This window comes from Clostridium saccharoperbutylacetonicum N1-4(HMT), assembly GCF_000340885.1.
Lineage (GTDB): Bacteria > Bacillota > Clostridia > Clostridiales > Clostridiaceae > Clostridium > Clostridium saccharoperbutylacetonicum.
Genome location: NC_020291.1, coordinates 1465747 through 1490049 on the forward strand (window position 1 = coordinate 1465747; position 24303 = coordinate 1490049).

Here is a 24303-nt window from a genome sequence, read left to right on the forward strand (position 1 = left end):
AAAAATGTATGTAATTTATTTAATTATGGCCATTTTAGCTTTTGGAGTTTTAATAATTGTTCATGAGCTAGGTCATTTTACTTTAGCAAAATTAAATGGTGTAAGAGTTGAGGAATTTTCTCTTGGAATGGGACCGAGAATACTATCTAAACAAGGAAAAGAAACAAGATATTCTTTGAGTCTTTTTCCAATAGGTGGATATGTAAAGATGATGGGAGAAGAAGAGGCTGTAGAAGATGAAAGAAGTTTTTCAGCTAAATCTCCTTTAAGAAGAATAAGTATAATAATTGCTGGTGTTGTTATGAATTATTTGTTGGCCATATGCATATTTACAGCTATAACATTTAATTTTGGATATACACCAACTATTGCAGGTAGTATAGAAAAGGGGTCTCCTGCATATGAAGCAGGACTAATGAAAGATGATAAGATTTTAAAAATATCCAATTCTAAAGTGTTTTCTTTTAATGATATTTTAACTGAGATATATTTATCAAAGGGTGACACAATAAACTTTTTGGTTGATAGAAATGGAGAGATGAAAGAAGTTGCTGTAACACCTAAAATTAATGATGAAGGCCAATATAAAATAGGAATGGCATATCCTGAAAAGATAGCTAATCCGGGTATAGGAGAAAGTTTTAAAGAAAGTTTAAATGAAACAGTATCGCTAGTATCTCAAACTTTTAAAGGATTGAAAATGATATTTACTGGAAAAGCTGATCTAAAAAAAGATGTAGGAGGTCCTCTTACAATAGTTAAGATGTCAGCTGAGACGGCTAAAACTGGAATTTGGAATTTGGTATACTTTGTTGGATTCTTAAGTGTTAATTTGGCAGTATTTAATTTACTACCATTTCCAGCACTAGACGGTGGTTGGTGCGTAATATTACTAATAGAATTAATAACTAGAAGAAAAGTTCCAGATAAAATAGTAGGGGTAATAAATTATATAGGTTTTGCAGCTCTTATAGGATTGATGATATTAGTAACAATAAAAGATATTTTATTTCCGGTACAGTTTTAAGAAGCAATTACCAATTGAACATTAAAAGATGATAATTGAACCGTATATTACTAAGTGTTAGGAAGAGGTTTTTTATGGAAAGAAGAAAATCTAGAAAAGTAAAGGTTGGGAACATATATGTTGGAGGTAATGCTCCAATTACAGTACAATCAATGACTAATACTCCAACAAAAGATGTTGAAGCAACTTTAAAACAAATACAGCAATTATTCGATGCAGGATGTGATATTGTTAGGTGTGCAGTGTTAGATATGGAGGATGCAGAGAAGCTTGGAGAAATAACAAAAAAATCACCTATTCCAGTAGTTGCTGATATACATTTTGATTATAAATTAGCTTTAAAAGCTATAGAAAATGGTGTTTCAGCGTTAAGAATAAATCCTGGGAATATTGGAAGCGTTGATAGGATTAAAATTCTCAAAGAAGCTTGTGTGGAAAAACAGATACCTATAAGAATAGGTGTCAATTCTGGTTCGTTAGAAAAAGATATTTTAGAAAAGTATGGTATGCCAACTGCAGAGGGATTAGTTGAAAGTGCGTTAAGGCATGTTAAAATTTTAGAAGATTTAGATTTTTATGATATTGTAATATCTATAAAATCATCAAATGTACAAATGATGATAGATTGCTATAGAATGATTGCAGAAAAATGTGATTATCCACTTCATTTAGGAGTTACGGAAGCTGGAACAATTCAAAGAGGAACTATTAAATCAAGTATAGGAATAGGAACACTTTTAGCAGAAGGAATAGGTGATACTATAAGGGTATCATTAACTACTGATCCGGTTCAGGAGATAAAAGTTGGGACTGAGATTTTGAGGACTTTAGGGTTAAAGAAAAAAGGTGTTGAATTTGTATCCTGCCCTACTTGTGGAAGGACTCAAATAAACTTAATAAAAATAGCAGAAGAAGTTGAAAAAAGATTAGAAAACCATAAAAAAGATATTAAAGTAGCAGTTATGGGCTGTGTTGTTAATGGTCCTGGAGAAGCTAGAGAAGCTGACATTGGAATTGCTGGAGGTATAGGTGAAGGCATTATTTTTAAAAAAGGTCAAATAATAAAAAAGGTTAAAGAAGAAGAGCTAGTTGATGCTTTAATGAAAGAAATAGAGAATTTATAGCAATTGTAATTTTTATATAAGGATATGGTGTCTAATTAGCATTGTATTCAATTCAAGAATTTCAGAAATAAGTTCATTACTAATTGGTAATTGATAATTGAACGTATAGATATCTAAATTTAAATTTAGATTATCCCTTGTATTGTGAGAAAAATTGTGATATTCTATAAATAGAATTATTTCTAATAGCTAGAAAAGGAGTGGGAAGTTACCCGCTCTTTCTGTTTGTAACGCAACTAACTTAAGATAGTTGCGTTTTTGATTACAAATTTTAAAAATGCATAAAATACCTATGAAATATGTTTTTTTAAAATATGAAAGTGAGGGTTAGAATGATGAAAAAAGATGCTTTAATTGAAAAAATTGAGGAATTAATAAGACCTATTGTTTTAGAATTATCATGTGAATTGTATTATGTTGAATATGTAAAAGAAAGTGGAGATTTTTACTTAAGAATATATATAGACAAAGAAAATGATAGAATATCTTTAAATGATTGTGAAGCTGTTTCAAGAAGAGTTAGTGATTTGTTAGATGCTGAAGATCCAATTAAAGAAGCATATTATCTAGAGGTTTCTTCACCAGGTCTTAATAGGAGATTATATAGTGAAGAACATTTTAAGAAATTCATTGGAAATGAAGTTTTAATTAAGCTTTCAGGTTCAATTGAAGGTGTAAAGAGTGTAAAAGGAATTTTGAAAGAGGTTTCAGAAGAATTTATAATGGTTGAAGCAGATAAAGAGTTTAAAATTCCAAAAGATAAAATAAAATCAGCCAATTTAGAAGGGGAAATATAACGAGGAGGGTATAAAAATGAATCAAGAGTTTGTAGGCGCTCTTAAAGAATTAGTTAAAGAAAAGGGGATTTGTGAAGATTTACTTTTTACAACTATTCAAGATGCAATGGTTGCAGCATATAAGAAAAATTATGCTAATGCTAATACAAATGCGCAAAATGTAAAGGTGAATATAGATAGAGAAACAGGTGAAATACATGTATATGCTCAAAAAACTGTTGTAGATGAAGTGTATGATGATGTCACAGAAATTTCATTAGAGGAAGCTAAGGAAATAAATCCAAATAGTGAAGTGGATGACATTATTAACTTAGAAGTAACTCCTAAAAATTTTGGAAGAGTTGCAGCACAACTTGCAAAACAAGTAGTTACACAAAGGATTAAAGAAGCTGAAAGAAATATTATATATGATGAATATAAAGAAAAGGAATTTGATATAATTACAGGAACTATTTTGAGAAAAGATAAAGGGATGGTTTTTGTTAATTTAGGAAAATTAGAAGGTGTCATAGGACCTAACGAACAAATTCCCAATGAGGAATATAAATTTAATGAAAAGTTAAAACTATATATAGTAGAAGTAAAAAATGGAAGTAAAGGGCCTCAAATACATGTTTCCAGAACACATCCAGGATTGGTAAAAAGATTATTTGAGCTTGAAGTTCCAGAAATATTCGAAGGTGTAGTTGAAATTAAAAGCATTTCGAGAGAAGCAGGTTCAAGAAGTAAAATAGCTGTACATTCTAATGATGAAGAAGTAGATCCAATGGGAGCTTGTGTAGGTCCTAAAGGAGTGAGAGTACAAAGTATAGTTAATGAGCTTAAAAATGAAAAAATTGATATAATAAAATGGAATAAAGATCCGGTAGAGTTTATAGCTAATTCTTTAAGTCCAGCAAAGGTTTTAAGTGTAGTAGTTGATGAAGAAAGTAAATCTGCAAAAGTTGTTGTTGATGACAATCAACTTTCACTTGCAATTGGTAAGGAAGGCCAAAATGTAAGACTTGCGGCTAAACTTACAAATTGGAAAATAGATATTAAGAGTAAATCTCAAAAAGAAGCTCAAGATGAAGAGGATGAAAGAATTTTAAATACTGAAGTAGAAATAGAAAATGAACAAACTACTGATTTAGAAGAAGTTGAAGTTGATATAAAAGCTTCGACAGAAGAAATAGAAGAATAAGCGGGGTGCTTTTCATGAAGGCTAAGAAAATTCCTTTAAGAATGTGTACTGGATGCATGGAAATGAAACCAAAAAAAGAATTAGTAAGAGTTGTAAAATCACCTGAAGGTGATGTAAGCATCGATTTAACAGGTAAGAAGTCAGGCAGAGGTGCATATGTCTGCAAAAGCATTGAATGTTTTGAAAAAGCTTTCAAAACAAAAAGGCTTAGTAGAAACCTTGAAACAAACATTAGTGAAGAAATTTATGAAAAACTAAAGGATGAAGTTAGTAATGAGTAAGTTTTTTAATTTCTTAGGCATTGCAAAGAAATCTGGAGCTTTGCTTGAAGGATATAGCAAATGTGATGATTTAAGAAATAAAACTAAAATTTATTTATTTATAATATCTAATGATTTATCAAATGCTTCAAAAAAGAAATTTATAAAGCATTGTTTAGAAAAAAAAATACCATATATTGAAGAGTTCTCAAAAGAGCAATTAGGAAGTCCTATAGGACGTGATGAAATTATGATTTTAGGGATTTTGGATAAGAATATAGCAGAAAAATTATTAAAGCTATATGAGGAGGAAAAAATATATGAGTAGATAATAATACGGGGGTGACTGCATGTCAAAAATAAGAGTACATGAATTAGCAAAGGAACTTAATATAGGTTCAAAGGAATTAATAACTATATTAATGGAAGAATTTAATATAGAAGTAAAAAATCATATGAGCACAATTGAAGATGAAGATGCTGAATTAATAAAAGAATTATTAGCAGGTAGATCAGCAGAAATTACTGAAGCAGCTACAGGATCAAAGAGCATAGTTGACGTATATGAAGATGAATTAGCAGAAGAGCTTAACAAAGGTGCAAAGAAAAAGAAAAAAACTAGAAGAGAAGAACAAGAAGAAGCACAAAGGGCAGCTGAAGCAGAAAATGCTGAAGGTAAAATAATTGAAATTGGTGAAAGTATAACGGTTAAAGAGTTAGCTGAAAAATTAAATAAACCTTCAAATGATGTTATAAGAACATTGATTTTTGCAGGTGTTATGGCTGCTATTAATGCAGAAATAGACTTTGAAACGGCAGAAAAAGTTTGTGCTGAATATGGAGTTATTCTTGAAAGAAAAGAAGAAATCCAAGAATTAGAAGTGTTAGAAATAGAAGAAGATGAAGAAGAAAATCTTCAAAAGAGACCTCCAATCGTAACTGTTATGGGTCATGTTGACCACGGTAAAACATCTTTACTTGACTGTATAAGAAAAGCAAAGGTTACTGATACAGAAGCAGGTGGTATAACTCAACATATAGGTGCGTATACTATTAAATTGAATGGAGAAGAAATAACTTTCTTAGATACTCCAGGACATGAAGCATTTACTGCAATGAGAGCTAGAGGAGCACAAATCACTGATGTTGTTATATTAGTTGTTGCTGCTGATGATGGTATTATGCCTCAAACAAAAGAAGCTATAAATCACTGTAAAGCTGCTGGAGTACCAATTGTTGTTGCAATAAACAAAATTGATAAGCCAGGTGCTAATATAGATAGAGTTAAACAAGAATTAGCTGAACATGGTCTACTTACAGAAGATTGGGGTGGAGATACTATATCTGTAGAAGTATCTGCAAAACAAAATTTAAATATTGATAAATTACTTGAAATGGTTCTTCTTTCAGCAGAAATGCTTGAACTTAAAGCTAATAAAAATAGAAGAGCTGTTGGTACAGTTATTGAAGCTAAACTTGATAAAGGTAGAGGGTCAGTTGCAAGTTTATTAGTTCAAAATGGAACATTAAGAGTTGGAGATTCTATCTTAGTAGGTTCTACATATGGTAGAATTAGAGCTATGTTTGATGATACTGGTAAGAAGATAAAATCAGCGGGACCATCAATTCCAGTAGAGGTTTTAGGACTTTCAGAAGTTCCAGAAGCAGGAGATAGATTCAATCAAGTAAAAGATGAAAAGACAGCTAGAAATATGGCTGAAACTAGAAAAGATAAATTAAAAGCAGAAACTTTACTTGCTAATCATAGAGTTTCTCTAGAAGATTTATATAATCAAATTAAAGAAGGTAAAGTAAAAGAACTTGCTATTATAGTTAAAGCGGATGTTCAAGGGTCTGTTGAAGCTATAAAGCAATCATTGGAAAAACTTTCTACTGATGATGTAAAGGTAAGAGTAATTCATAGTGGTGCTGGTGCTATAACAGAAACTGACATAACACTTGCAACTGCATCTAATGCAATAGTTATAGGTTTTAATGTAAGACCTGATAATAATGCAGCAGCTCAAGCTGATAGAGATGGAGTAGATATTAAAACTTATAGAATTATCTATGATGCAATTGAGGATGTTAAATCAGCAATGATAGGAATGCTTGAACCAGACTATAAAGAAGTTATACTTGGAACAGCAGAAGTAAGAGAAACTTATAAAATTTCAAATATTGGAACAATTGCTGGATGTTATGTTTTAAAGGGTAAACTTCAAAGAAATGCAGAAACAAGAATAATAAGAGAAGGAATAGTAATATTTGAATCTTCATTATCATCGTTAAAGAGATTTAAAGATGATGCAAAAGAAGTTAATGCCGGATATGAATGTGGTTTAACTGTTGAAAAGTTTAATGATATTAAAGAAGGCGACATTATTGAATGCTTCATGATGGAGGCAGTCAAGAGAAAAGAACTTTAAAGAGGTGAGTAACATACATGGCAAATTATAGAGGTGGAAGAATTAATGAAGAATTTAAAAGAGAAATTAGTAATTTAATTCAAAATGAAGTTAAAGATCCAAGACTTACAGCTATGATTTCAGTAACAGATGTTAAAGTAACTAAGGACTTAAGATATGCTAAAGTCTATGTAAGTATATTTTCTAAAGATGATGAAGAAAAGAAGAGCAATCTCGAAGCGTTAAAAAAAGCAAGTGGATTTATAAGAAAAACGGTAGGTCAAAAAATAAATTTAAGACATACTCCTGAAATAATTATTGAATTGGATGACTCTATTAATTATGGTATGCATATGGATGAGTTAATTCAAAAAATAAGTAAACAATGATGTGTAATATTAAGGATATAAAAGAGGAAATTTTATTATCAAAAAGAATTGGATTGTCATTTCATACTTCCCCAGATGGGGATGCTATAGGTAGTGCTCTAGGATTGCTTAATGCATTGAGATACTTAGGAAAGGATTCTTATATTATATCAAGAGATGTTATCCCAGATAACCTCTCTTACCTTTCCTTAGCTAATGATATTGATGGAAGCACAGTGGAACCTAAAGCTAATACTGATTTAGTAATTATATTAGATTGCGGTAATGTAGAAAGAATATCTGCAGATTTAACAAACTATAATGGAAAAGTAATTAATATTGATCATCATATTTCAAATGATAAATATGGATTTATTAATTACATAGATGTAACTGCAGCTGCTACTTGTGAAATAATTTATTTGCTAGTAAAGGAATTAGGATTTTATTTGAAAAATGAAATTGATAATCAAAAAAGTCATGTAGAAATAGGAAGCGCTATCTATACTGGAATTGTAACAGATACAGGTTCATTCAGACATTCAAATGTTACAAAGAGGACTCACAATATAGTGGCAGAACTTGTGGAATTTGGAATTAATAGCAGTAAAATTCACAGTAATCTTTTTGATAATAAACCTTTTGAAAAAGTAAAATTAATGGGGCATGTCTTATCTGATATAAAACTTGTATTAAATAATAAAGTAGCTGTTCTTGAAATAGAAAAGAAAACATTAGAGGAATTTAACTTACTAAATACTGATACTTCAGATGTGCTTTCGGTCGGGCTTGGAATAAAAGGTGTTGAAGTTTGTTTGCTTTTAAAAGAAGTAGATGACGGAGTAAAAGCAAGCTTAAGATCTAAAAATGATATAGATGTGAGAAAAGTTGCAGAGGTTTATGGTGGTGGTGGTCACATAAAGGCTGCAGGAGTTAAACAAAAAAATGTAAGTATTTCAGAAGCAAGAGAAAACTTATTAAAAATACTTGCACAAGAAATTAACTAATAAAAGGATACGGAACATTATATGAATGGTGTATTAAACATATTTAAAAATAGAGGAATGACATCTTTTGATGTAGTTAGGAAAATAAAAAGTTTAGCTAATGAAAAGAAAGTTGGTCACACTGGTACACTTGATCCTGAAGCAACAGGAGTGTTACCAGTATGTCTAGGAAGAGCCACTAAAACTATTGATTATATAATGAATAGTAATAAAGTATATGAAGTTAAATTTTTGCTTGGAATTAAAACAACTACATATGATTTAGAGGGTGAAGTAATAGACAAAAATGATACCAAACATCTTAATGAGGATGAGGTTTCAAAGGTAATTATGTCTTTTGTTGGAGAATATGATCAAGTACCACCAATGTATTCTGCACTTAAGAAAGATGGAGTAAGGCTTTATGAATTAGCAAGACAAGGAATTGAAATTGAAAGAGAAGCAAGAAAGATTAATATTTTTAATATATCTGACTTGAATTTTGAACTCCCTTATGTTTTCATGAGGGTTGAATGTTCAAAGGGAACGTATATTAGAAGTTTGTGTTATGATATTGGAGAAAAATTAAAAGTTGGGGCTGCAATGACAGAATTAAATAGAGCTGCGACCTCTGTTTTTAAGCAAGAGAACAGTATAAATATAGATGATTTAACTAAAGAAAATATAGAAGATTATATTATTACAATTGAAGAAGCTCTTGCATTTTATCCAAAATTAACAGTTAAAAGTACATTTACTAAATTGCTTGTAAATGGTGTTAAAGTATTTGATAAGCGATTAACAAATGAAAAAAGAGAAAAAAATGTTTTGTATAGAGTATATGATACTGAAGCTACTTTTATAGGTATCGGAAAGCAAGACGAAGATGGATTTAAAATTGAAAAATTATTGCTTTAGGCATTTTGAACAGTTCTGTATGGATTAAATATCTGTCTATTTTACAGCATATTTTTAATTTATTCATTTAGAATTTAGGACAAAATATATTTTTTAGAGCATTGGTTTACTAATTTCTTTCATATGCTTAATTAGGGAGTAAGGATAATGATTGTTATAAATAAAGATTTACAATATATTAAGGATTTTAATAATTATACAGCACTTGGTAGTTTTGATGGACTGCATTTAGGTCATCTTTCACTAATATATAAGGTGGTAGAAATTGCTAAAGAAAATCATGGTAAAAGCATGGTTTTTACATTTAAAAATCATCCTAGAACTCTTATAAATAAGGAAAATGGTCTAAAACTTTTAATGGATAATGAAAGAAAAACTGAGATTTTAGAAAAACATGGTATTGATATAGTTTGTTTCCAGGAGTTTGATTCTGAGTTCATGAAAATGACACCAAGAGAATTTATAAAATTTTTAATATTTGAGTATAATATTAAAGGCATTGTTGTAGGATTTAATTATAAATTTGGATATAAAAATTTAGGGAATGTAGAACTTTTACGAGAACTGCAAGATGAATATGGTTATGAATTGCATGTGATGGAGCCATGTATATATAATGGTGAAGTAATAAGTAGTACTAGAATAAGAAAATCATTAGAAAATGGTGAGGTACTAGAAGCAAGTAAGATGTTGGAAAAACCATATACATTAAGGGGTGAGGTAGTTCATGGAAAGAAGATTGGACGAACAATAGGATTTCCTACAGCTAACTTGAAATTTAATAAAAATTTTGTTTTACCTAAGTGTGGTGTATATTATACTAATGTTAAGGTAAATAATAATATATATAAGAGCATTACATCTATTGGAGATAATCCTACTGTAAATGGTGACAAAATAACGGTAGAAACATACATATTAGATTTTGATAGAGATATATATGGAATGCAGATTGATGTTAGATTTATGAAAAGAATTAGAGATAATGAAAAATTTAATAACCTAGAAGAGTTAAGAAATAAGCTTGAACAAGACAAATCATTTGCAAAAAATGAAAACTATGTGTCGAGTTAAATAATATAGTTTACAATAATAGTTACTTTTGATATAATAACTCATGGAACCTAATTCTAAGTTTAAAGGTGCCATCTTTTTACTTGGTACTAGGGGATAATTAATATAATACACGGAGGTGCACTTATAATGGATAAGGCAAGAAAATTAGAAATAATTAAGAAATTTGGAAGAAGTGAAGGGGATACTGGTTCACCAGAAGTTCAAATCGCATTACTTTCTGAAAGAATCAAGTATTTAACTGAACATTTAAAAGTTCACAAAAAAGATCACCACTCAAGAAGAGGATTATTAATGATGGTTGGTCAAAGAAGAGGTCTTTTAAACTATTTAAGTGATCAAGATATCGAAAGATACAGAACTATTGTCAAAGAATTAGGTTTAAGAAGATAATTTTTAGAGCGGATTGTTCCGCTCTATTATTTTAAAATATACAAAAACTACCAAAATAACAAAAAAACAACAATAGTTGATGAACCTAAAGGGAGGTCAAGAATTATGAATAATGTTCTAACGACTGAAATCGCTGGAAGAGAATTAAAAGTTGAGTTCGGAAAAGTGGGTATGTTATCAAATGCCGCAACATTTACTAGTTATGGAGATACAGTGATTTTAACTAATGTTAATGCATCGCCAGAACCAAGAACAGGTATAGACTTTTTTCCGTTAAGTGTTGAATATGAAGAAAGACTATATGCAGTAGGAAAAATTCCGGGTGGATTTATTAAAAGAGAAGGAAGGCCATCGGAAAAAGCAATATTAAATGGTAGAGCTGTTGATAGAACAATAAGACCTCTATTTCCTAAAGGATACAGAAATGATGTTCAAGTAGTTACTACAGTTGTATCAGTAGAAAAGGATAATTTACCAGAAATTTTAGCAATTAATGCAGCATCACTAGCATTATGTCTTTCAAGCATTCCTTATACAATCCCAACAGCAGCAGTACAAGTAGGAATTATAGATGGAAAATTTATTACAAACCCGGATACAGAAGGACGTGAAAAAAGTACCCTTCATTTAACAGTATGTGCTACTAAAGAAAGAGTAATGATGATTGAAGCTGGTGGTCAAGAAATACCAGAAGATAAAATGATAGATGCTATTAAATATGGCTTCGATGAATGCCAAAAGATTATAGCATTCCAAGAAGAAGCTATGGCTAAATTCGGCAAGAAGAAGGATGAACCAGTATTATATGCTGTAGATCCAGAAATAGAAAAAGAAGTTAAAGAATTTGCACAAGATATGGTTAAAGATGCAATGTATATAATGGATAAAGATGAAAGAAATGCAGCTATAGATCTTGTGTATGAAAAAGTTACTGAAGAGTTTGCTGAAAAATATCCTGATAATATGGGTGATATTAAAGAAATTCTATACACTATGCAGAAAAAAGTTGTAAGACATATGCTTTTAAAAGAAAAGAGAAGACCAGATGGAAGAGCTTTTGATCAAGTAAGACCTCTAGGTTGCGAAGTTGGTATTTTACCAAGAACACATGGAACAGGATTGTTTACAAGAGGATTAACTCAAGTAATGACTGTAGCAACATTAGGATCAATAAGTGAAATTCAAATATTAGATGGAATAGATGAAGCGCAATCAAAGAGATATATGCATCACTATAACTTCCCAGGATATAGTGTTGGTGAAGTAAAACCTTTAAGAGGACCTGGAAGAAGGGAAATTGGTCATGGAGCTTTAGCAGAAAGAGCGCTTGAACCATTAATTCCTTCAGAAGAAGAGTTCCCTTATACAATTAGATTAGTATCTGAAGTTTTAAGTTCTAATGGATCCACTTCGCAAGCATCAGTTTGTGGTTCAACACTAGCATTATTAGATGCAGGTGTGCCAATTAAGAGACCAGCTGCAGGTATTGCAATGGGACTTATCACATCAGAAGATTTATCAGAAGAAGCAGTATTAACAGATATTCAAGGAATAGAAGATTTCTTTGGAGACATGGATTTTAAAGTGGCTGGAACAACAGAAGGTATAACTTCTATTCAAGTTGATACAAAACTTCAAGGGTTTAGTTTTAACGTAGTTGAAAATGCAATTAGAGATGCAAGAAAAGCAAGACTTACTATAATAGATAAAATTAATGAATGTATGTCTGCTCCAAGAGAAGATGTTTCATTATATGCGCCAAAGACACAAATAATGAACATAAATCCTGATAAAATAAGAGATGTTATTGGAGCTGGAGGAAAAGTAATTAATAAAATAATTCAGGATACAGGCGTTAAGATTGACATAAAAGAAGACGGAACTGTATTTGTAAGCTCAACTGACCATGAAGGTGTTAAAGAAGCTCTTAAGATAATAGATGGCTTAACAAAAGAAGTAAAAGCTGGTGAAGTTTATTTAGGTAAAGTTACTAAAATAACTACATTTGGAGCATTTGTAGAGATCTTACCTAGCAAGGAAGGATTAGTTCATATTTCTAAGTTAGCAAATGAAAGAGTAAATAAAGTAGAAGATGTAGTTTCTATTGGAGACGAAATTCTTGTAAAGGTAACAGAAATTGATAATCAAGGAAGAATTAATCTTTCAAGAAAAGATGCTTTATTAGATAATGAAAATAAAGATGAAAAGTAAAAGGCATTAAATTGCCTTTTTTTTAACTAAAAAGGAGGGCAAGTACAAAATGTATAATACATATACCCTTAAAAACGGATTACGAGTCGTAACTGAAAAAATTGAATATCTTAATTCTGTAAGTGTTGGAGTTATGGTTCAAAATGGGTCTAGAAATGAAAGCAAAGAAGTTAATGGAATATCTCATTTTATTGAACATATGTTTTTTAAAGGAACTGATAAAAGAACCTCAAAAGGAATAATGGAAGAAATAGAAAATGTAGGAGGGCAAATTAATGCTTTCACAAGTAAGGAAGCTACATGCTATTATGTTAAAGCATTAAATACTCACTTAGAGTTATCTTTAGACATTCTTTCAGATATAATGTTAAATGCTAAATTCGATCCGGATGAAATAGAAAAAGAAAAGGGAGTAGTAGTTGAAGAAATTAATATGAGTGAAGATTCCCCTGAAGACGTATTAGATGATGCACATTCTAAGGTGTGTTTTAATGAAGATGAATTGGGATATCCTATTTTAGGAACTATACCTTTAGTAAAATCCTTCACAAGAGAAAAAATATTAAAATTCATTGATGAAAAATATACTCCATTTAATTCTGTAATATCAATTTGTGGAAAATTTGATGATAAAGAACTAGAGGATTTACTTAATAAATACTTTGGCGAGTGGAAAAATGATAACAAATATAAACCTGAATATTCAAAAACAGAAATTCAAGTTGGTTCTGCTTATGTTAAAAAAGAAATTGAACAACTTCATATTTCTTTGGGGTTACAAGGGTTACCTTATGGAGATGAAAATAATTATGCGTTAGTTCTTCTTAACAATATATTTGGTAATGGAGCTTCATCTATCCTCTTTCAAAAGGTAAGAGAAGAATTAGGATTGTGTTATTCTATAGCATCTTATTTACAGCCATTTCAAGAAGTCGGTACATTAAATATATATGCTGGCTTAAATAGAAACTATGGAGAAAAGGCATTAGAAGTTATAGATAAAGAAATAAAGTTATTTAGTAAAAATGGAATAACTAATGAGCAGTTTCAGATAAATAAAGAGAAAATTAAAGCAAATTATATTTTAGGTTTGGAAAGTACTAGTTCTAGAATGTTCTCAAATGCAAAAACTTTTCTTTTTAGAAATATGATAAAAACACAAGAAGAAGTTATTAAGAAAATAGATAATATAAGTAAAGATGATATTCAATATGTACTAAAAAAGTGTTTTAATAATGGAATTTTAAATGCAGCTTATGTTGGCCAGGATGTAGAATATACTAAATTGGACTCTATAATTCTTAAAAATGTTAAGGCTTATGATAATTCTGATATTAGTGGTAAACAGAAGTTATAAAAAATTATGTAATAATTAACCTCTTTTTCTCATATTATTTTATGAGTATTATAAAGGAGGTTTTTTTATGGGTGAAGAAAATAAGATAAAATATTTAAGTGACATAGAAAGATATGAACTGATTAATGTTAATGATGGGGAAAAATATGATTATTTACTTAATAATGATTTGATAATAGATGATGATGGAAACTTTAAATATTTAATAGTTAATTTAAATGGTGGGAAATTTAATATCTTTAGCAGTAAGGATTTTTTAGAAATTCCATGGAGTTGTGTAAAAAAAATTGGTGCTAAAACAATTATTCTAGATGCAGAAGAGGATGTAATAAAGAAGGTTAAGCTGTAATTGGGAGGAAATTCAATGAAAATAGTCGTACAAAAATTTGGAGGAACTTCAGTCTCTACTGAAGATAACAGAAAAAAAGTTGTTGAAAAGGTAGAAGGTGCAATTAAAAAGGGGTATAGTCCTGTTGTTGTTGTATCAGCAATGGGAAGAAAGGGTGAACCTTATGCTACAGATACATTATTATCCTTAATTGATGATAAATTTAGAAATACAAATAAATTAGCGCAAGATTTACTCATGTGCTGTGGAGAAATAATTAGCTCTGTGGTTATGAGCAAAGAATTGTTTAATTCTGGAATTGATGCTATACCACTTACTGGAGGGCAAGCAGGTATATTTACTGATAGCAATTTTACTGATGCTGCTTGCATTGAAACTACACCTAAGAAAATTTTAGAGTTAGTATCACAAGGAAGGGTTCCTGTGATTACTGGATTTCAGGGGATTACTGAAAATGGATATTTTACTACCCTCGGAAGAGGTGGAAGTGATACTACAGCATCAATTTTAGGGGTAGCATTAAAAGCAGCAGCTATTGAAATATATACTGATGTTGATGGTATTATGACAGCTGATCCTAGAGTTGTTAAAAATGCAAATTTAATTGATGTTATAAGTTATAATGAGGTATTTCAATTAGCTGATAAGGGAGCAACTGTAATACACCCTAAGGCAGTGGAAATTGCGATGGAAGGAAATATACCTATTTTTATTAAGAATACAATGAATAGTTGCAAAGGAACACTTATAAATAATTTTGGAGATAAGGCTACTGATAGATTGATGACAGGAATAACGAGCCAAAAGAACAGAATCCAAGTTTCGATTAGAGCAACAGATAATGAAGGTAATTCTAAATATAAAAATGTTTTAGATTTAGTGGCAGCTAATAATATAAGTTTAGATTTAATAAATATTTTCCCTAAAGAGCAAATTTTCACTATAACTCAAAATGATAAAAATATTTTAGAAGATGTTTTAGAAGCTGCTAATTTAGAATATACCTTGATTGAAAATTGTAGCAAAGTAGCAGTTATTGGTTCAAGAATGAAAGGAATACCAGGGGTAATGGCAAAGATTATAAAAGCTTTAAGCGAAAATAATATTGAAGTATTGCAAACAGCAGATTCACATATGACAATTTGGTGTCTGGTGCATTCTGAAAATGAAAAGGAAGCTATAAATGTCTTACATAAAACTTTTAAGTTGTAGAAGATAAATTAATTAGTTATTATTTATTACAATAATGAATAAAATACCTCCTAGTGTAAAGAATAAAAAAAGTATAGGAGGTATTTATTTATGAAGGAATATAATTTAAATAACAATAATATAGAAAAAGAAGATGAAAATAAAACAAAGGTACAGGATAAAATTGAAGATGTAAAGGAACTTGGTAATATGGCTTTGGCAAATCCTAATAAGAGAATTCAAGTTTTATCAATAATAGGGCAGATAGAAGGACATTCAGTTCTTCCACCTCAAACAAAAGCTACAAAATACGAGCATATAATTCCACAGTTAATTGATATTGAGCAAAATGAAGAAGTTAAGGGATTATTAATAGTATTAAATACTGTAGGAGGAGATGTGGAAGCAGGGCTTGCTATTTCTGAAATGATCCGCAGCATGTCAAAACCAACGGTATCAATAGTAATTGGTGGAGGGCATTCCATAGGGGTACCACTTGCAACATCGGCTGATTTTTCATTTATTACTCCATCAGCAACAATGATTGTACATCCGGTAAGGATGAATGGATTTGTAATTGGGGTATCACAAACTTTTGAATATTTTAAAAAAATGCAGGAAAGAATAAATGATTTTATTGTGAGAACATCAAAAATCAAATTAGAAACATTGCAAGAATTTATGCTCAAAACTAATGATTTACTTAATGATGTGGGTACAATGTTAGTTGGAAAGCAAGCTGTTGATTGTGGATTGATTGATGAAGTTGGAGGAGTACATGAAGCATTAGATAAATTAAATGAACTTATAGAAAAATAGGAGTATTTTAAAGGTTATAGAAAAAATCTATAGCCGATTTTTGTTTTTAGTGTTATCTTATTAAAGGAGAGTAGATATTTATATTTAAACATAAATAAGAGGTGATGAAGTTTTGAGCAGGACTAAAGGGAAAAATAGGACTACAAAAAATAAAAAGGAAGAAAATACAGTAAATCCTGAAATTGTTGGTATAGTATATATTGCTACTGGAATAATATTAGGAATTGCAATATATACTTCTTTAGCAGGTATATTGTCTATTTTGGCCCAAAGAGTATCGTATGCAGTAATTGGAATAGGTGCTAATGCATTACCTCTTTATCTTATATATTTTGGATTTCAATATATAAAAACAAGAGGTAATATTGAGATTAAAAAAAGTTTTTGGGGAATTACTATTTTAGTAATTGTTATTATGTTAACTTTTGGAATTATAAATATTCAAAGTATAGGTGAGTCAAGTGATTTTTTTGCAAATATAAAGCAAATAATTAGTGATGATAATCAAACTATGCATGGAGGAATATTATCTTATATTATATGTTATCCGCTTAATAAGATTATTGGGGCATTAGGAACTTATGTCATACTTCTTACATTTTCAATTATTGCAATTATTTTGATTTTTGATATCACATTATATGATTTAGGGCTAAAAGCTTACAATAAAGGTGAAGAATTAAGAAATGTTAGAAGTAAAAGGATTAAAGAAAAAAATGAATATCAAGTTGCAGATGAAGAATTCATTAATATAGTAGATAACAATGAGAATAAAGATAAAATAGCAGATGAAAAAGAAACTTTTTTATCTAATGTTGACAAGAAAATAAAAATTTTAGACTTTATGAAGAATTCTCAGGAAAATAATGAGCTTTCGCCAGAATTGAAGTCTGAAATCTCATCAGACATTCAAGTAGAAAGTTTTGTAGAAAAGAGTTCACAAAATATTTCACATAAAAAAGAAAAGTTAGATAATGATGTTAAAGATGTTGTTAATAAAGAAATACAGGAGCATATTTCTGAGCATAAGGAACAAAGAGAATACAAGCATCCAAGTCTTGAGTTATTAAAATTAAATTCAAATACAAAGCTTAATAGCAGTGATAAAAAAGAATTAATAGAAAATGCTAATAAACTTGAGGAGATATTATCTAATTTTGGAGTTGATGCTAAAGTTACTCAAGTAACAAAGGGACCATCGGTTACAAGGTTTGAACTTCAACCAAGTCCTGGAGTTAAAGTAAGCAAAATAGTAAATTTATCTGATGATATAGCTTTGGGGCTTGCTGCTTCAGGAATAAGAATAGAAGCCCCAATTCCAGGAAAAGCTGCAGTTGGTATAGAAGTGCCGAATGGAAAACAAACACCAGTATTTTTGAGAGAAGTATTAGAAAATGATGAATTTATAAACTCAAAGAAAAATTTAGCTTTTGCTTTAGGAAAAGATATTTCTGGTAAATGTGTTGTAGGAGATTTGTGCAAAATGCCTCATACGCTAATTGCAGGGGCCACTGGTTCTGGGAAAAGTGTATGTATAAATGCACTTATAATAAGTTTATTATATAAGTATAATCCAGATGAAGTTAAACTTCTTATGGTTGACCCTAAAGTGGTTGAATTAAATGTTTATAATGGAATACCACATCTTCTTATACCAGTTGTTACAGATCCCAAAAAAGCGGCTGCAGCTTTAAATTGGGCAGTAAATGAAATGACTAATAGATATAAGCTGTTTGCGGATTCTGGAGTAAGAAATATGGAGTCGTATAACGAACTATATAATAAAGGGGCAATCGAACAAAAGCTACCTTATATAGTTATAATTGTAGATGAGTTAGCTGATCTTATGATGGTTTGTCCTAATGATGTGGAAGATTATATTGGAAGATTGGCCCAAATGGCTAGAGCTGCTGGTATGCATTTAGTTATAGCAACTCAAAGGCCATCTGTAGATGTTATAACTGGAGTAATTAAAGCAAATATACCATCAAGAATATCTTTTGCAGTTTCATCACAAATAGATTCAAGAACTATTTTGGATGGATCAGGAGCAGAAAAGCTTTTGGGAAAAGGAGATATGTTATATTATCCAGTAGGAGAAAGTAAGCCACTTAGAGTTCAGGGGTGTTTTATATCAGAAGAGGAAGTTGAGCAAGTTGTTTCATTTATTAAAAGTGAGCAAGGAGATATTAATTACGAAGAAGATATAATTGATCACATAAATAATAATTCTGATTCTAAAACTTCAGATCCAAATGAGAAAGATGAAGAAGTTGATGAATTGCTTAGTGAAGTAATAAATGTTGTTGTAGAATATGGTCAAGCATCAACTTCATTTATTCAAAGAAAGTTTAGAATAGGATTTAATCGTGCATCCAGAATCATGGATCAATTAGAAGAACGAGGAATCATATCTGAAAAAGATGGTAGTCGGCCAAGACAAGTACTTGTTAGTAGACAACAATTAATGGAAGATGGCAGTGATGATGAGAATTAAATGTTTAGAAATTTGAATTATATATGAAATTATAATTAACTTTATGTAAATTTTTTTATAGAGTATATAATACGGATATTAATATGGTTTATAGTATAATAATTAGCTTGTAAAATGCAATTTTATTTTGTTATAATATAAACTATTAAAATACAGGAGGATTAGAATTTGAATCAAAGTAAAATAGAAATAATAAACGAGCAAGAAAGAAATGATAATATTTTAAATAAATATAAAGTTGGAATGGTGAGTTTAGGCTGTGATAAAAATAGAGTTGACTCTGAGATAATACTAGGCAAGATGAGTGATGAGTATGTAATCACAAATGATCCTAAAAATGCAGATATAATTATTGTAAATACATGTGGATTTATAGAAAGTGCAAAACAAGAGTCTATTGATACAATTTTAGAAATGGCAGATTATAAATTAAATTATAAATGTAAATTGCTTATTGCTACAGGATGTTTAACACAAAGGTATGGTGATGAATTAGGAAAGTTAATACCTGAAATTGATATAATGCTTGGAGTAAATGATTATAACAAAATAAATGAATTAATTACAGATTTTATAGAAGGAAATAAGCTGGCTTCAGAACTTTTAAATTATTCAGATGAGAATATTAATGAGGGGAAAAGAATTCTTACAACTCAAAAAGAAAGTGCATATATTAGAATTGCAGAAGGTTGTAATAATTTTTGTACATATTGCATAATTCCTAAAATAAGAGGAAAATTTAGAAGTAGAAGCATGGAAAACATTATAAATGAAGCAAAAGATTTAAGTGAAAATGGAGTACAAGAAATAATATTAATAGCTCAAGATACAACATTATATGGTAATGATATTTATGGAAAGAAAAGTCTTCACTTATTACTGAAAGAATTATCTAAAATAGAAAAAATTAAGTGGATTAGGGTTTTGTATTGTTATCCAGAAGAAATATATGAAGAACTAATTGATGAAATTGCTAATAATGAGAAGGTAGTAAAATATCTAGATTTGCCAATTCAACACATAAGTGATAAAATTCTAAAACTTATGGGAAGAAAAACTACTAAGCAAGATATATTAAATAAAATAAATAAATTAAGAGAAAAAATTTCAGATATTGTTTTAAGAACTACTTTTATAGTTGGTTTCCCAAATGAAGGGGAAGAAGAATTCAATGAAATAATAGACTTTGTTAAGGAGTATAAGCTTGAAAAGGTAGGTGTGTTCACTTATTCACAAGAAGAAGATACACCAGCTGCAAAGATGAGTGGTCAAGTTTTAGAAGAAATAAAGAAAAAAAGAGAAGAGCAATTAATGTTGGTACAAAGAGATATTTCAGAAGAAATAAATAAATTGAAAATTGGGAAAATATATGATATTCTTGTTGAGGGATATGATGGAAATAAATATTGTGGAAGAAGTTATGAAATGGCTCCTAATATAGATGGAAATGTGTTCTTTGAATCAGATAAGAATATTAATATTGGTAAATTCGTAAAAGTAAAAATAGTTAAAAATATGGATTATGATTTGGTAGGAGTTGTTGTCAATGAACCTTGCAAATAAGTTAACCTTAATTAGAATTTTTTTGGTTCCTGTTTTTTTAGTATTTTTAGCAGTTAAAGATATACCATATGGAAGCTTTATAGCTACGTTCATATTTGTTTTAGCTTCTTTAACTGATAAGTTAGATGGATATATTGCGCGAAGCAGAAATCAAATAACTAATTTTGGAAAGTTTATGGATCCATTAGCAGATAAATTATTGGTTACAGCAGCGCTAATTTCGTTAGTAGAATTACACGTTGTACCATCATGGGCTGCAATTGTAATAATAGCACGTGAATTTGCAGTTTCGGGATTAAGATCAATAGCAGCAGCACAAGGAAGAGTTATTGCTGCTAGCTGGTGGGGAAAGATAAAGACTGTTATACAGATAATTGCAATAATATTACTATTGTTAAAAGTAAATATACATGAGGCTAAACTTTTGAAAATATTTGTGATTGATAATCATTATGTTAAAGAATTTTTTGCTATAGCACCAACGATAGCACTTATGTTAGCTGTTGTTGTTACTTTAATTTCTGGTTATGATTATTTTAAGAAAAATAAAGAAGCAGTATCTATTGATAAGTAGAAAATTTGAAATGTTAATAAAAATATTATCTATTTGAAAAATTATTGTTTAAAAATATAAAATATGGATATAAATTAAATAATTCCTTCTTTCATTAAGTAAAGAAGGGATTTTTAATAGATTTTATTATTGACTATAGTTTAAAATTAATCTATAATAGATAAAGAACATAAGTTCGATAGAAGGGAGTTAATTAGTATTATGGGAAATATAAATGCAGAAAAGTTAAAAGCAATTGAAAGCGCTATGAGTCATATAGAAAAACAATTTGGTAAAGGAGCGGTAATGAAATTAGGTGATCATAATATTTCAAATATGGATGCTATATCAACTGGTTGTTTAGATTTAGATATAGCACTTGGAATTGGTGGAGTACCTAAAGGAAGAATTATTGAAATTTATGGACCAGAAAGTTCAGGAAAAACTACAATTGCTCTTCATATAGCAGCAGAATCTCAAAAAAAGGGAGGAGCTGTAGGATATATTGATGCAGAGCACGCATTAGATCCTAGCTATGCACAGAAGCTTGGAGTTGATGTTGACAGCTTAATAATTTCTCAACCTGATACAGGAGAGCAAGGATTGGAGATTGCTGAAGCTTTAGTTCGTTCAGGCGCAATTGATGTTCTTGTAGTAGACTCAGTTGCAGCTTTAGTTCCAAAAGCAGAAATTGAAGGCGAAATGGGAGATTCACATATTGGACTTCAAGCAAGACTTATGTCACAAGCATTAAGAAAATTAGCAGGTACAATAAATAAAACAAATTGTGTTGCAATATTTATAAATCAATTAAGAGAGAAAGTAGGGGTTATGTTTGGTTCGCCAGAAACAACAACTGGTGGAAGAGCATTAAAATTCTATGCGTCAGTAAGGCTTGATATCCGAAGAATTGACTCTATTAAACAGGGGGATGCTATTATTGGAAATAGAACAAGAATTAAAGTTACTAAAAATAAAGTTGCACCACCATTTAAGCAAGCAGAATTTGATATTATGTACAATGAGGGAATTTCAAGATTTGGTAATATAGTTGATGTAGGTGTAAAAGAAGAAATAGTTCAAAAAAGTGGGGCATGGTTCTCGTATGGAGATATAAGACTAGGACAAGGAAGAGAAAATGCAAAACTTTATTTGAAGGAGAATCCAGAAGTAGCTTTAGATATAGAAAATCAAATAAGAGAAAAATATAGCCTTCCGTTAGCTGAAGCAATTAAAGAAAATTTATCTAGTGAAGTAGAATCAAATAAAATAAGTGATTCAAATAATTCAAGTGTTGAAAAAGATAAAGAATAATTAAATAATTTTGCGATATATTAAAACTTATTTTTGAATAAAAAATATTGTATTTAGTATGAAGTGCAAATGTTGATGAATGCCACTAATACAGCACGATACAGGATAAGCCCATTATATGAGCAAACTTGACATAATATTGTTTTTCATATAGAATAAAAAGGAATACTGGTTTATCATATTCCAAATACAGTGAGAAGAATATGACACCTACTATACTTTCTTGTTAGTAATATAATGAGAAAATAATAAATTAGGAGGTGTTTATGTGGAAATAGCTGGAATGATATTAATAGATATTGTTGTTCTATTAGTATTGGGAATAGTGGTTTATAAAACGATTCAAAATACGTCAAAAGCGAAGATTGAATCGCTTGAAAAAGAAGCAAAGGAAGTTTTAGATAAAGCTAAAAAGGAAGCAGAATCAACTAAAAAAGAGTCTATCCTTGAAGCAAAAGAAGAACTTCATAGATTAAGAAATGATTTTGATAAGGAGTCTCGTGACAGAAGAAATGAGATTCAAAGGCTTGAAAGAAGAGTAATTCAAAGAGAGGAAGCTCTTGATAAAAAGAGTGAACTTCTTGAAAAGAAGGACGAAACAATCAATGAAAGAATGCTTGAGTTAGATCAAGTAGAAGCACAGGTACAGAAGCTTTATGATGAAAGAAGAGTGGAACTTGAAAGAGTAGCTGCACTTTCAACAGAAGAAGCAAGAGGGATTCTTTTAGATGAGATTAGGAAAGAAATCACACATGATGCTGCCTTAATGATAAAAGATATTGAAAGTAAGGCAAAAGAAGAAGCAGAGAAGAGGGCGCGTGAAATAATAACAACTGCGATCCAAAGATGTGCTGCTGATCATGTGTCAGAATCAACTGTACACGTTGTTGCACTACCGAATGATGAGATGAAAGGTAGAATAATAGGTAGAGAAGGAAGAAACATTAGAACCTTGGAAACATTAACAGGAGTAGATTTAATTATTGATGATACTCCAGAAGCAGTCATTCTTTCTAGCTTTGATCCAATTAGGCGTGAAGTTGCAAGAATGGCACTAGAAAAGTTAATAGTGGATGGCAGAATACATCCAGCAAGAATCGAAGAGATGGTTGAAAGAGCAACTAGAGACGTAGAAAATAGTATAAAAGAAGAAGGAGAGCAAGCAGCTCTTGAAACTAGTGTACATGGACTACATCCAGAAATTATTAGACTTCTTGGTAGATTAAAGTATAGAACAAGTTATGGGCAAAATGTTTTAAAACATTCCATAGAAGTTTCATACTTAGCTGGCTTAATGGCTTCAGAGCTAGGTTTAGATGTTACTTTAGCTAAAAGAGCTGGATTACTACATGATATTGGTAAAGCTGTTGACCAAGAGCAAGAGGGACCTCATGCTTTAATTGGTGGAGATTTAGCTAAAAAGTATCATGAATCACCATTAGTAATTAATGCAATAGCAGCACATCATTCAGATGTAGAAATGCAATCTTTAGAAGCTGTACTAGTTCAAGCAGCAGATGCAATATCAGCAGCTAGACCAGGAGCTAGAAGAGAGACATTAGAAGCATACATTAAGAGATTGGAAAAGTTAGAAGAAATTGCAAATTCACATGAAGGTGTAGAAAAGTCATATGCCATTCAAGCTGGTAGAGAGATTAGAATTATGGTTAAACCAGATAAAGTAGACGATGCTGGAACAGTTGAATTGGCACGTAGTTTAGTAAAGAGTGTCGAGGAAGAACTTGAATATCCAGGTCAAATTAAAATTAATGTTATAAGAGAAACTAGAGCAGTAGATTTTGCCAAGTAATAAAATGAAGTATATTTTATTTTAAAATGAAATATGCTTCATTTTTTTAATAAACAAATTTAAAAAAAATATTGTTTAGAAAAGGAATTTAAGATAAAATA

The 24303-nt window shown here is 30.1% G+C and carries 22 protein-coding genes; all 22 read left to right on the forward strand.

Annotated elements, in window-relative coordinates:
• Window positions 1-4 precede the first annotated feature (4 nt).
• The 22 genes from CSPA_RS06540 to rny all read left to right on the forward strand — a co-directional run bounded on the left by CSPA_RS06540 (window position 5) and on the right by rny (window position 24202).
• Window positions 5-1027, forward strand: a complete 1023-nt coding sequence (locus CSPA_RS06540; RefSeq protein ID WP_015391429.1) for a M50 family metallopeptidase — start codon at window positions 5-7, stop codon at window positions 1025-1027.
• Between the two features lie 74 nt (window positions 1028-1101).
• Window positions 1102-2151, forward strand: coding sequence for a flavodoxin-dependent (E)-4-hydroxy-3-methylbut-2-enyl-diphosphate synthase (gene ispG, locus CSPA_RS06545; RefSeq protein ID WP_015391430.1), 1050 nt, complete (start codon window positions 1102-1104; stop codon window positions 2149-2151).
• Between the two features lie 335 nt (window positions 2152-2486).
• Window positions 2487-2948 carry a ribosome maturation factor RimP gene (gene rimP, locus CSPA_RS06550; RefSeq protein WP_015391431.1) on the forward strand — a complete coding sequence of 154 codons (462 nt, stop codon included), beginning with the start codon at window positions 2487-2489 and terminating at the stop codon, window positions 2946-2948.
• 16 nt (window positions 2949-2964) lie between these two features.
• Complete coding sequence (nusA, locus tag CSPA_RS06555; protein WP_015391432.1) at window positions 2965-4131, forward strand: transcription termination factor NusA; 1167 nt, start codon at window positions 2965-2967, stop codon at window positions 4129-4131.
• 14 nt (window positions 4132-4145) lie between these two features.
• Window positions 4146-4412, forward strand: coding sequence for an RNase P modulator RnpM (rnpM, locus tag CSPA_RS06560; RefSeq protein ID WP_015391433.1), 267 nt, complete (start codon window positions 4146-4148; stop codon window positions 4410-4412).
• On the forward strand, window positions 4405-4719 hold the full coding sequence (locus tag CSPA_RS06565; RefSeq protein ID WP_015391434.1) for a 50S ribosomal protein L7ae-like protein: 315 nt from the start codon (window positions 4405-4407) through the stop codon (window positions 4717-4719). Before rnpM ends, CSPA_RS06565 begins: the two co-directional genes overlap by 8 nt.
• A gap of 22 nt (window positions 4720-4741) precedes the next feature.
• Window positions 4742-6820: a translation initiation factor IF-2 gene (gene infB / locus CSPA_RS06570; RefSeq protein WP_015391435.1), complete on the forward strand. Its 2079-nt coding sequence runs from the start codon at window positions 4742-4744 to the stop codon at window positions 6818-6820.
• A gap of 17 nt (window positions 6821-6837) precedes the next feature.
• Complete coding sequence (gene rbfA, locus CSPA_RS06575; RefSeq protein WP_015391436.1) at window positions 6838-7188, forward strand: 30S ribosome-binding factor RbfA; 351 nt, start codon at window positions 6838-6840, stop codon at window positions 7186-7188.
• Window positions 7188-8174, forward strand: coding sequence for a DHH family phosphoesterase (locus CSPA_RS06580; RefSeq protein WP_015391437.1), 987 nt, complete (start codon window positions 7188-7190; stop codon window positions 8172-8174). Before rbfA ends, CSPA_RS06580 begins: the two co-directional genes overlap by 1 nt.
• A gap of 21 nt (window positions 8175-8195) precedes the next feature.
• Entirely contained in the window at window positions 8196-9071 is an 876-nt protein-coding gene (truB, locus tag CSPA_RS06585) for a tRNA pseudouridine(55) synthase TruB (RefSeq protein ID WP_015391438.1), read from the forward strand.
• A gap of 147 nt (window positions 9072-9218) precedes the next feature.
• Entirely contained in the window at window positions 9219-10145 is a 927-nt protein-coding gene (locus CSPA_RS06590) for a bifunctional riboflavin kinase/FAD synthetase (protein WP_015391439.1), read from the forward strand.
• A gap of 129 nt (window positions 10146-10274) precedes the next feature.
• On the forward strand, window positions 10275-10538 hold the full coding sequence (gene rpsO, locus CSPA_RS06595) for a 30S ribosomal protein S15 (protein WP_015391440.1): 264 nt from the start codon (window positions 10275-10277) through the stop codon (window positions 10536-10538).
• A 105-nt stretch (window positions 10539-10643) separates the two neighbouring features.
• The gene (locus tag CSPA_RS06600; RefSeq protein ID WP_015391441.1) at window positions 10644-12749 is read left to right on the forward strand and encodes a polyribonucleotide nucleotidyltransferase; all 2106 of its coding nucleotides are present in this window, start codon (window positions 10644-10646) and stop codon (window positions 12747-12749) included.
• A gap of 49 nt (window positions 12750-12798) precedes the next feature.
• The gene (locus tag CSPA_RS06605) at window positions 12799-14106 is read left to right on the forward strand and encodes a M16 family metallopeptidase (RefSeq protein ID WP_015391442.1); all 1308 of its coding nucleotides are present in this window, start codon (window positions 12799-12801) and stop codon (window positions 14104-14106) included.
• 67 nt (window positions 14107-14173) lie between these two features.
• On the forward strand, window positions 14174-14455 hold the full coding sequence (locus tag CSPA_RS06610) for a YlmC/YmxH family sporulation protein (protein WP_015391443.1): 282 nt from the start codon (window positions 14174-14176) through the stop codon (window positions 14453-14455).
• Between the two features lie 15 nt (window positions 14456-14470).
• Window positions 14471-15667, forward strand: a complete 1197-nt coding sequence (gene dapG / locus CSPA_RS06615; protein WP_015391444.1) for an aspartate kinase — start codon at window positions 14471-14473, stop codon at window positions 15665-15667.
• A gap of 90 nt (window positions 15668-15757) precedes the next feature.
• On the forward strand, window positions 15758-16465 hold the full coding sequence (locus CSPA_RS06620; RefSeq protein ID WP_015391445.1) for a ClpP family protease: 708 nt from the start codon (window positions 15758-15760) through the stop codon (window positions 16463-16465).
• A 112-nt stretch (window positions 16466-16577) separates the two neighbouring features.
• Window positions 16578-18962: an FtsK/SpoIIIE family DNA translocase gene (locus CSPA_RS06625; protein ID WP_015391446.1), complete on the forward strand. Its 2385-nt coding sequence runs from the start codon at window positions 16578-16580 to the stop codon at window positions 18960-18962.
• Window positions 18963-19205: 243 nt separating this feature from the next.
• Window positions 19206-20525, forward strand: coding sequence for a 30S ribosomal protein S12 methylthiotransferase RimO (gene rimO / locus CSPA_RS06630; protein ID WP_173682154.1), 1320 nt, complete (start codon window positions 19206-19208; stop codon window positions 20523-20525).
• Window positions 20509-21099 carry a CDP-diacylglycerol--glycerol-3-phosphate 3-phosphatidyltransferase gene (pgsA, locus tag CSPA_RS06635; RefSeq protein ID WP_015391448.1) on the forward strand — a complete coding sequence of 197 codons (591 nt, stop codon included), beginning with the start codon at window positions 20509-20511 and terminating at the stop codon, window positions 21097-21099. Before rimO ends, pgsA begins: the two co-directional genes overlap by 17 nt.
• Window positions 21100-21300: 201 nt before the next feature.
• Complete coding sequence (recA, locus tag CSPA_RS06640) at window positions 21301-22392, forward strand: recombinase RecA (protein ID WP_015391449.1); 1092 nt, start codon at window positions 21301-21303, stop codon at window positions 22390-22392.
• 268 nt (window positions 22393-22660) lie between these two features.
• On the forward strand, window positions 22661-24202 hold the full coding sequence (rny, locus tag CSPA_RS06645; protein WP_015391450.1) for a ribonuclease Y: 1542 nt from the start codon (window positions 22661-22663) through the stop codon (window positions 24200-24202).
• Window positions 24203-24303: the final 101 nt, after the last annotated feature.

What these genes read in the sequence shown, in the direction of transcription:
- CSPA_RS06540 (WP_015391429.1), top strand. Translation starts at nt 5, where the DNA reads ATGTATGTAATTTATTTAATTATGGCCATTTTAGCTTTTGGAGTTTTA.
- ispG (WP_015391430.1), top strand. Translation starts at nt 1,102, where the DNA reads ATGGAAAGAAGAAAATCTAGAAAAGTAAAGGTTGGGAACATATATGTT.
- rimP (WP_015391431.1), top strand. Translation starts at nt 2,487, where the DNA reads ATGAAAAAAGATGCTTTAATTGAAAAAATTGAGGAATTAATAAGACCT.
- nusA (WP_015391432.1), top strand. Translation starts at nt 2,965, where the DNA reads ATGAATCAAGAGTTTGTAGGCGCTCTTAAAGAATTAGTTAAAGAAAAG.
- rnpM (WP_015391433.1), top strand. Translation starts at nt 4,146, where the DNA reads ATGAAGGCTAAGAAAATTCCTTTAAGAATGTGTACTGGATGCATGGAA.
- CSPA_RS06565 (WP_015391434.1), top strand. Translation starts at nt 4,405, where the DNA reads ATGAGTAAGTTTTTTAATTTCTTAGGCATTGCAAAGAAATCTGGAGCT.
- infB (WP_015391435.1), top strand. Translation starts at nt 4,742, where the DNA reads ATGTCAAAAATAAGAGTACATGAATTAGCAAAGGAACTTAATATAGGT.
- rbfA (WP_015391436.1), top strand. Translation starts at nt 6,838, where the DNA reads ATGGCAAATTATAGAGGTGGAAGAATTAATGAAGAATTTAAAAGAGAA.
- CSPA_RS06580 (WP_015391437.1), top strand. Translation starts at nt 7,188, where the DNA reads ATGTGTAATATTAAGGATATAAAAGAGGAAATTTTATTATCAAAAAGA.
- truB (WP_015391438.1), top strand. Translation starts at nt 8,196, where the DNA reads ATGAATGGTGTATTAAACATATTTAAAAATAGAGGAATGACATCTTTT.
- CSPA_RS06590 (WP_015391439.1), top strand. Translation starts at nt 9,219, where the DNA reads ATGATTGTTATAAATAAAGATTTACAATATATTAAGGATTTTAATAAT.
- rpsO (WP_015391440.1), top strand. Translation starts at nt 10,275, where the DNA reads ATGGATAAGGCAAGAAAATTAGAAATAATTAAGAAATTTGGAAGAAGT.
- CSPA_RS06600 (WP_015391441.1), top strand. Translation starts at nt 10,644, where the DNA reads ATGAATAATGTTCTAACGACTGAAATCGCTGGAAGAGAATTAAAAGTT.
- CSPA_RS06605 (WP_015391442.1), top strand. Translation starts at nt 12,799, where the DNA reads ATGTATAATACATATACCCTTAAAAACGGATTACGAGTCGTAACTGAA.
- CSPA_RS06610 (WP_015391443.1), top strand. Translation starts at nt 14,174, where the DNA reads ATGGGTGAAGAAAATAAGATAAAATATTTAAGTGACATAGAAAGATAT.
- dapG (WP_015391444.1), top strand. Translation starts at nt 14,471, where the DNA reads ATGAAAATAGTCGTACAAAAATTTGGAGGAACTTCAGTCTCTACTGAA.
- CSPA_RS06620 (WP_015391445.1), top strand. Translation starts at nt 15,758, where the DNA reads ATGAAGGAATATAATTTAAATAACAATAATATAGAAAAAGAAGATGAA.
- rimO (WP_173682154.1), top strand. Translation starts at nt 19,206, where the DNA reads ATGGTGAGTTTAGGCTGTGATAAAAATAGAGTTGACTCTGAGATAATA.
- pgsA (WP_015391448.1), top strand. Translation starts at nt 20,509, where the DNA reads ATGAACCTTGCAAATAAGTTAACCTTAATTAGAATTTTTTTGGTTCCT.
- recA (WP_015391449.1), top strand. Translation starts at nt 21,301, where the DNA reads ATGGGAAATATAAATGCAGAAAAGTTAAAAGCAATTGAAAGCGCTATG.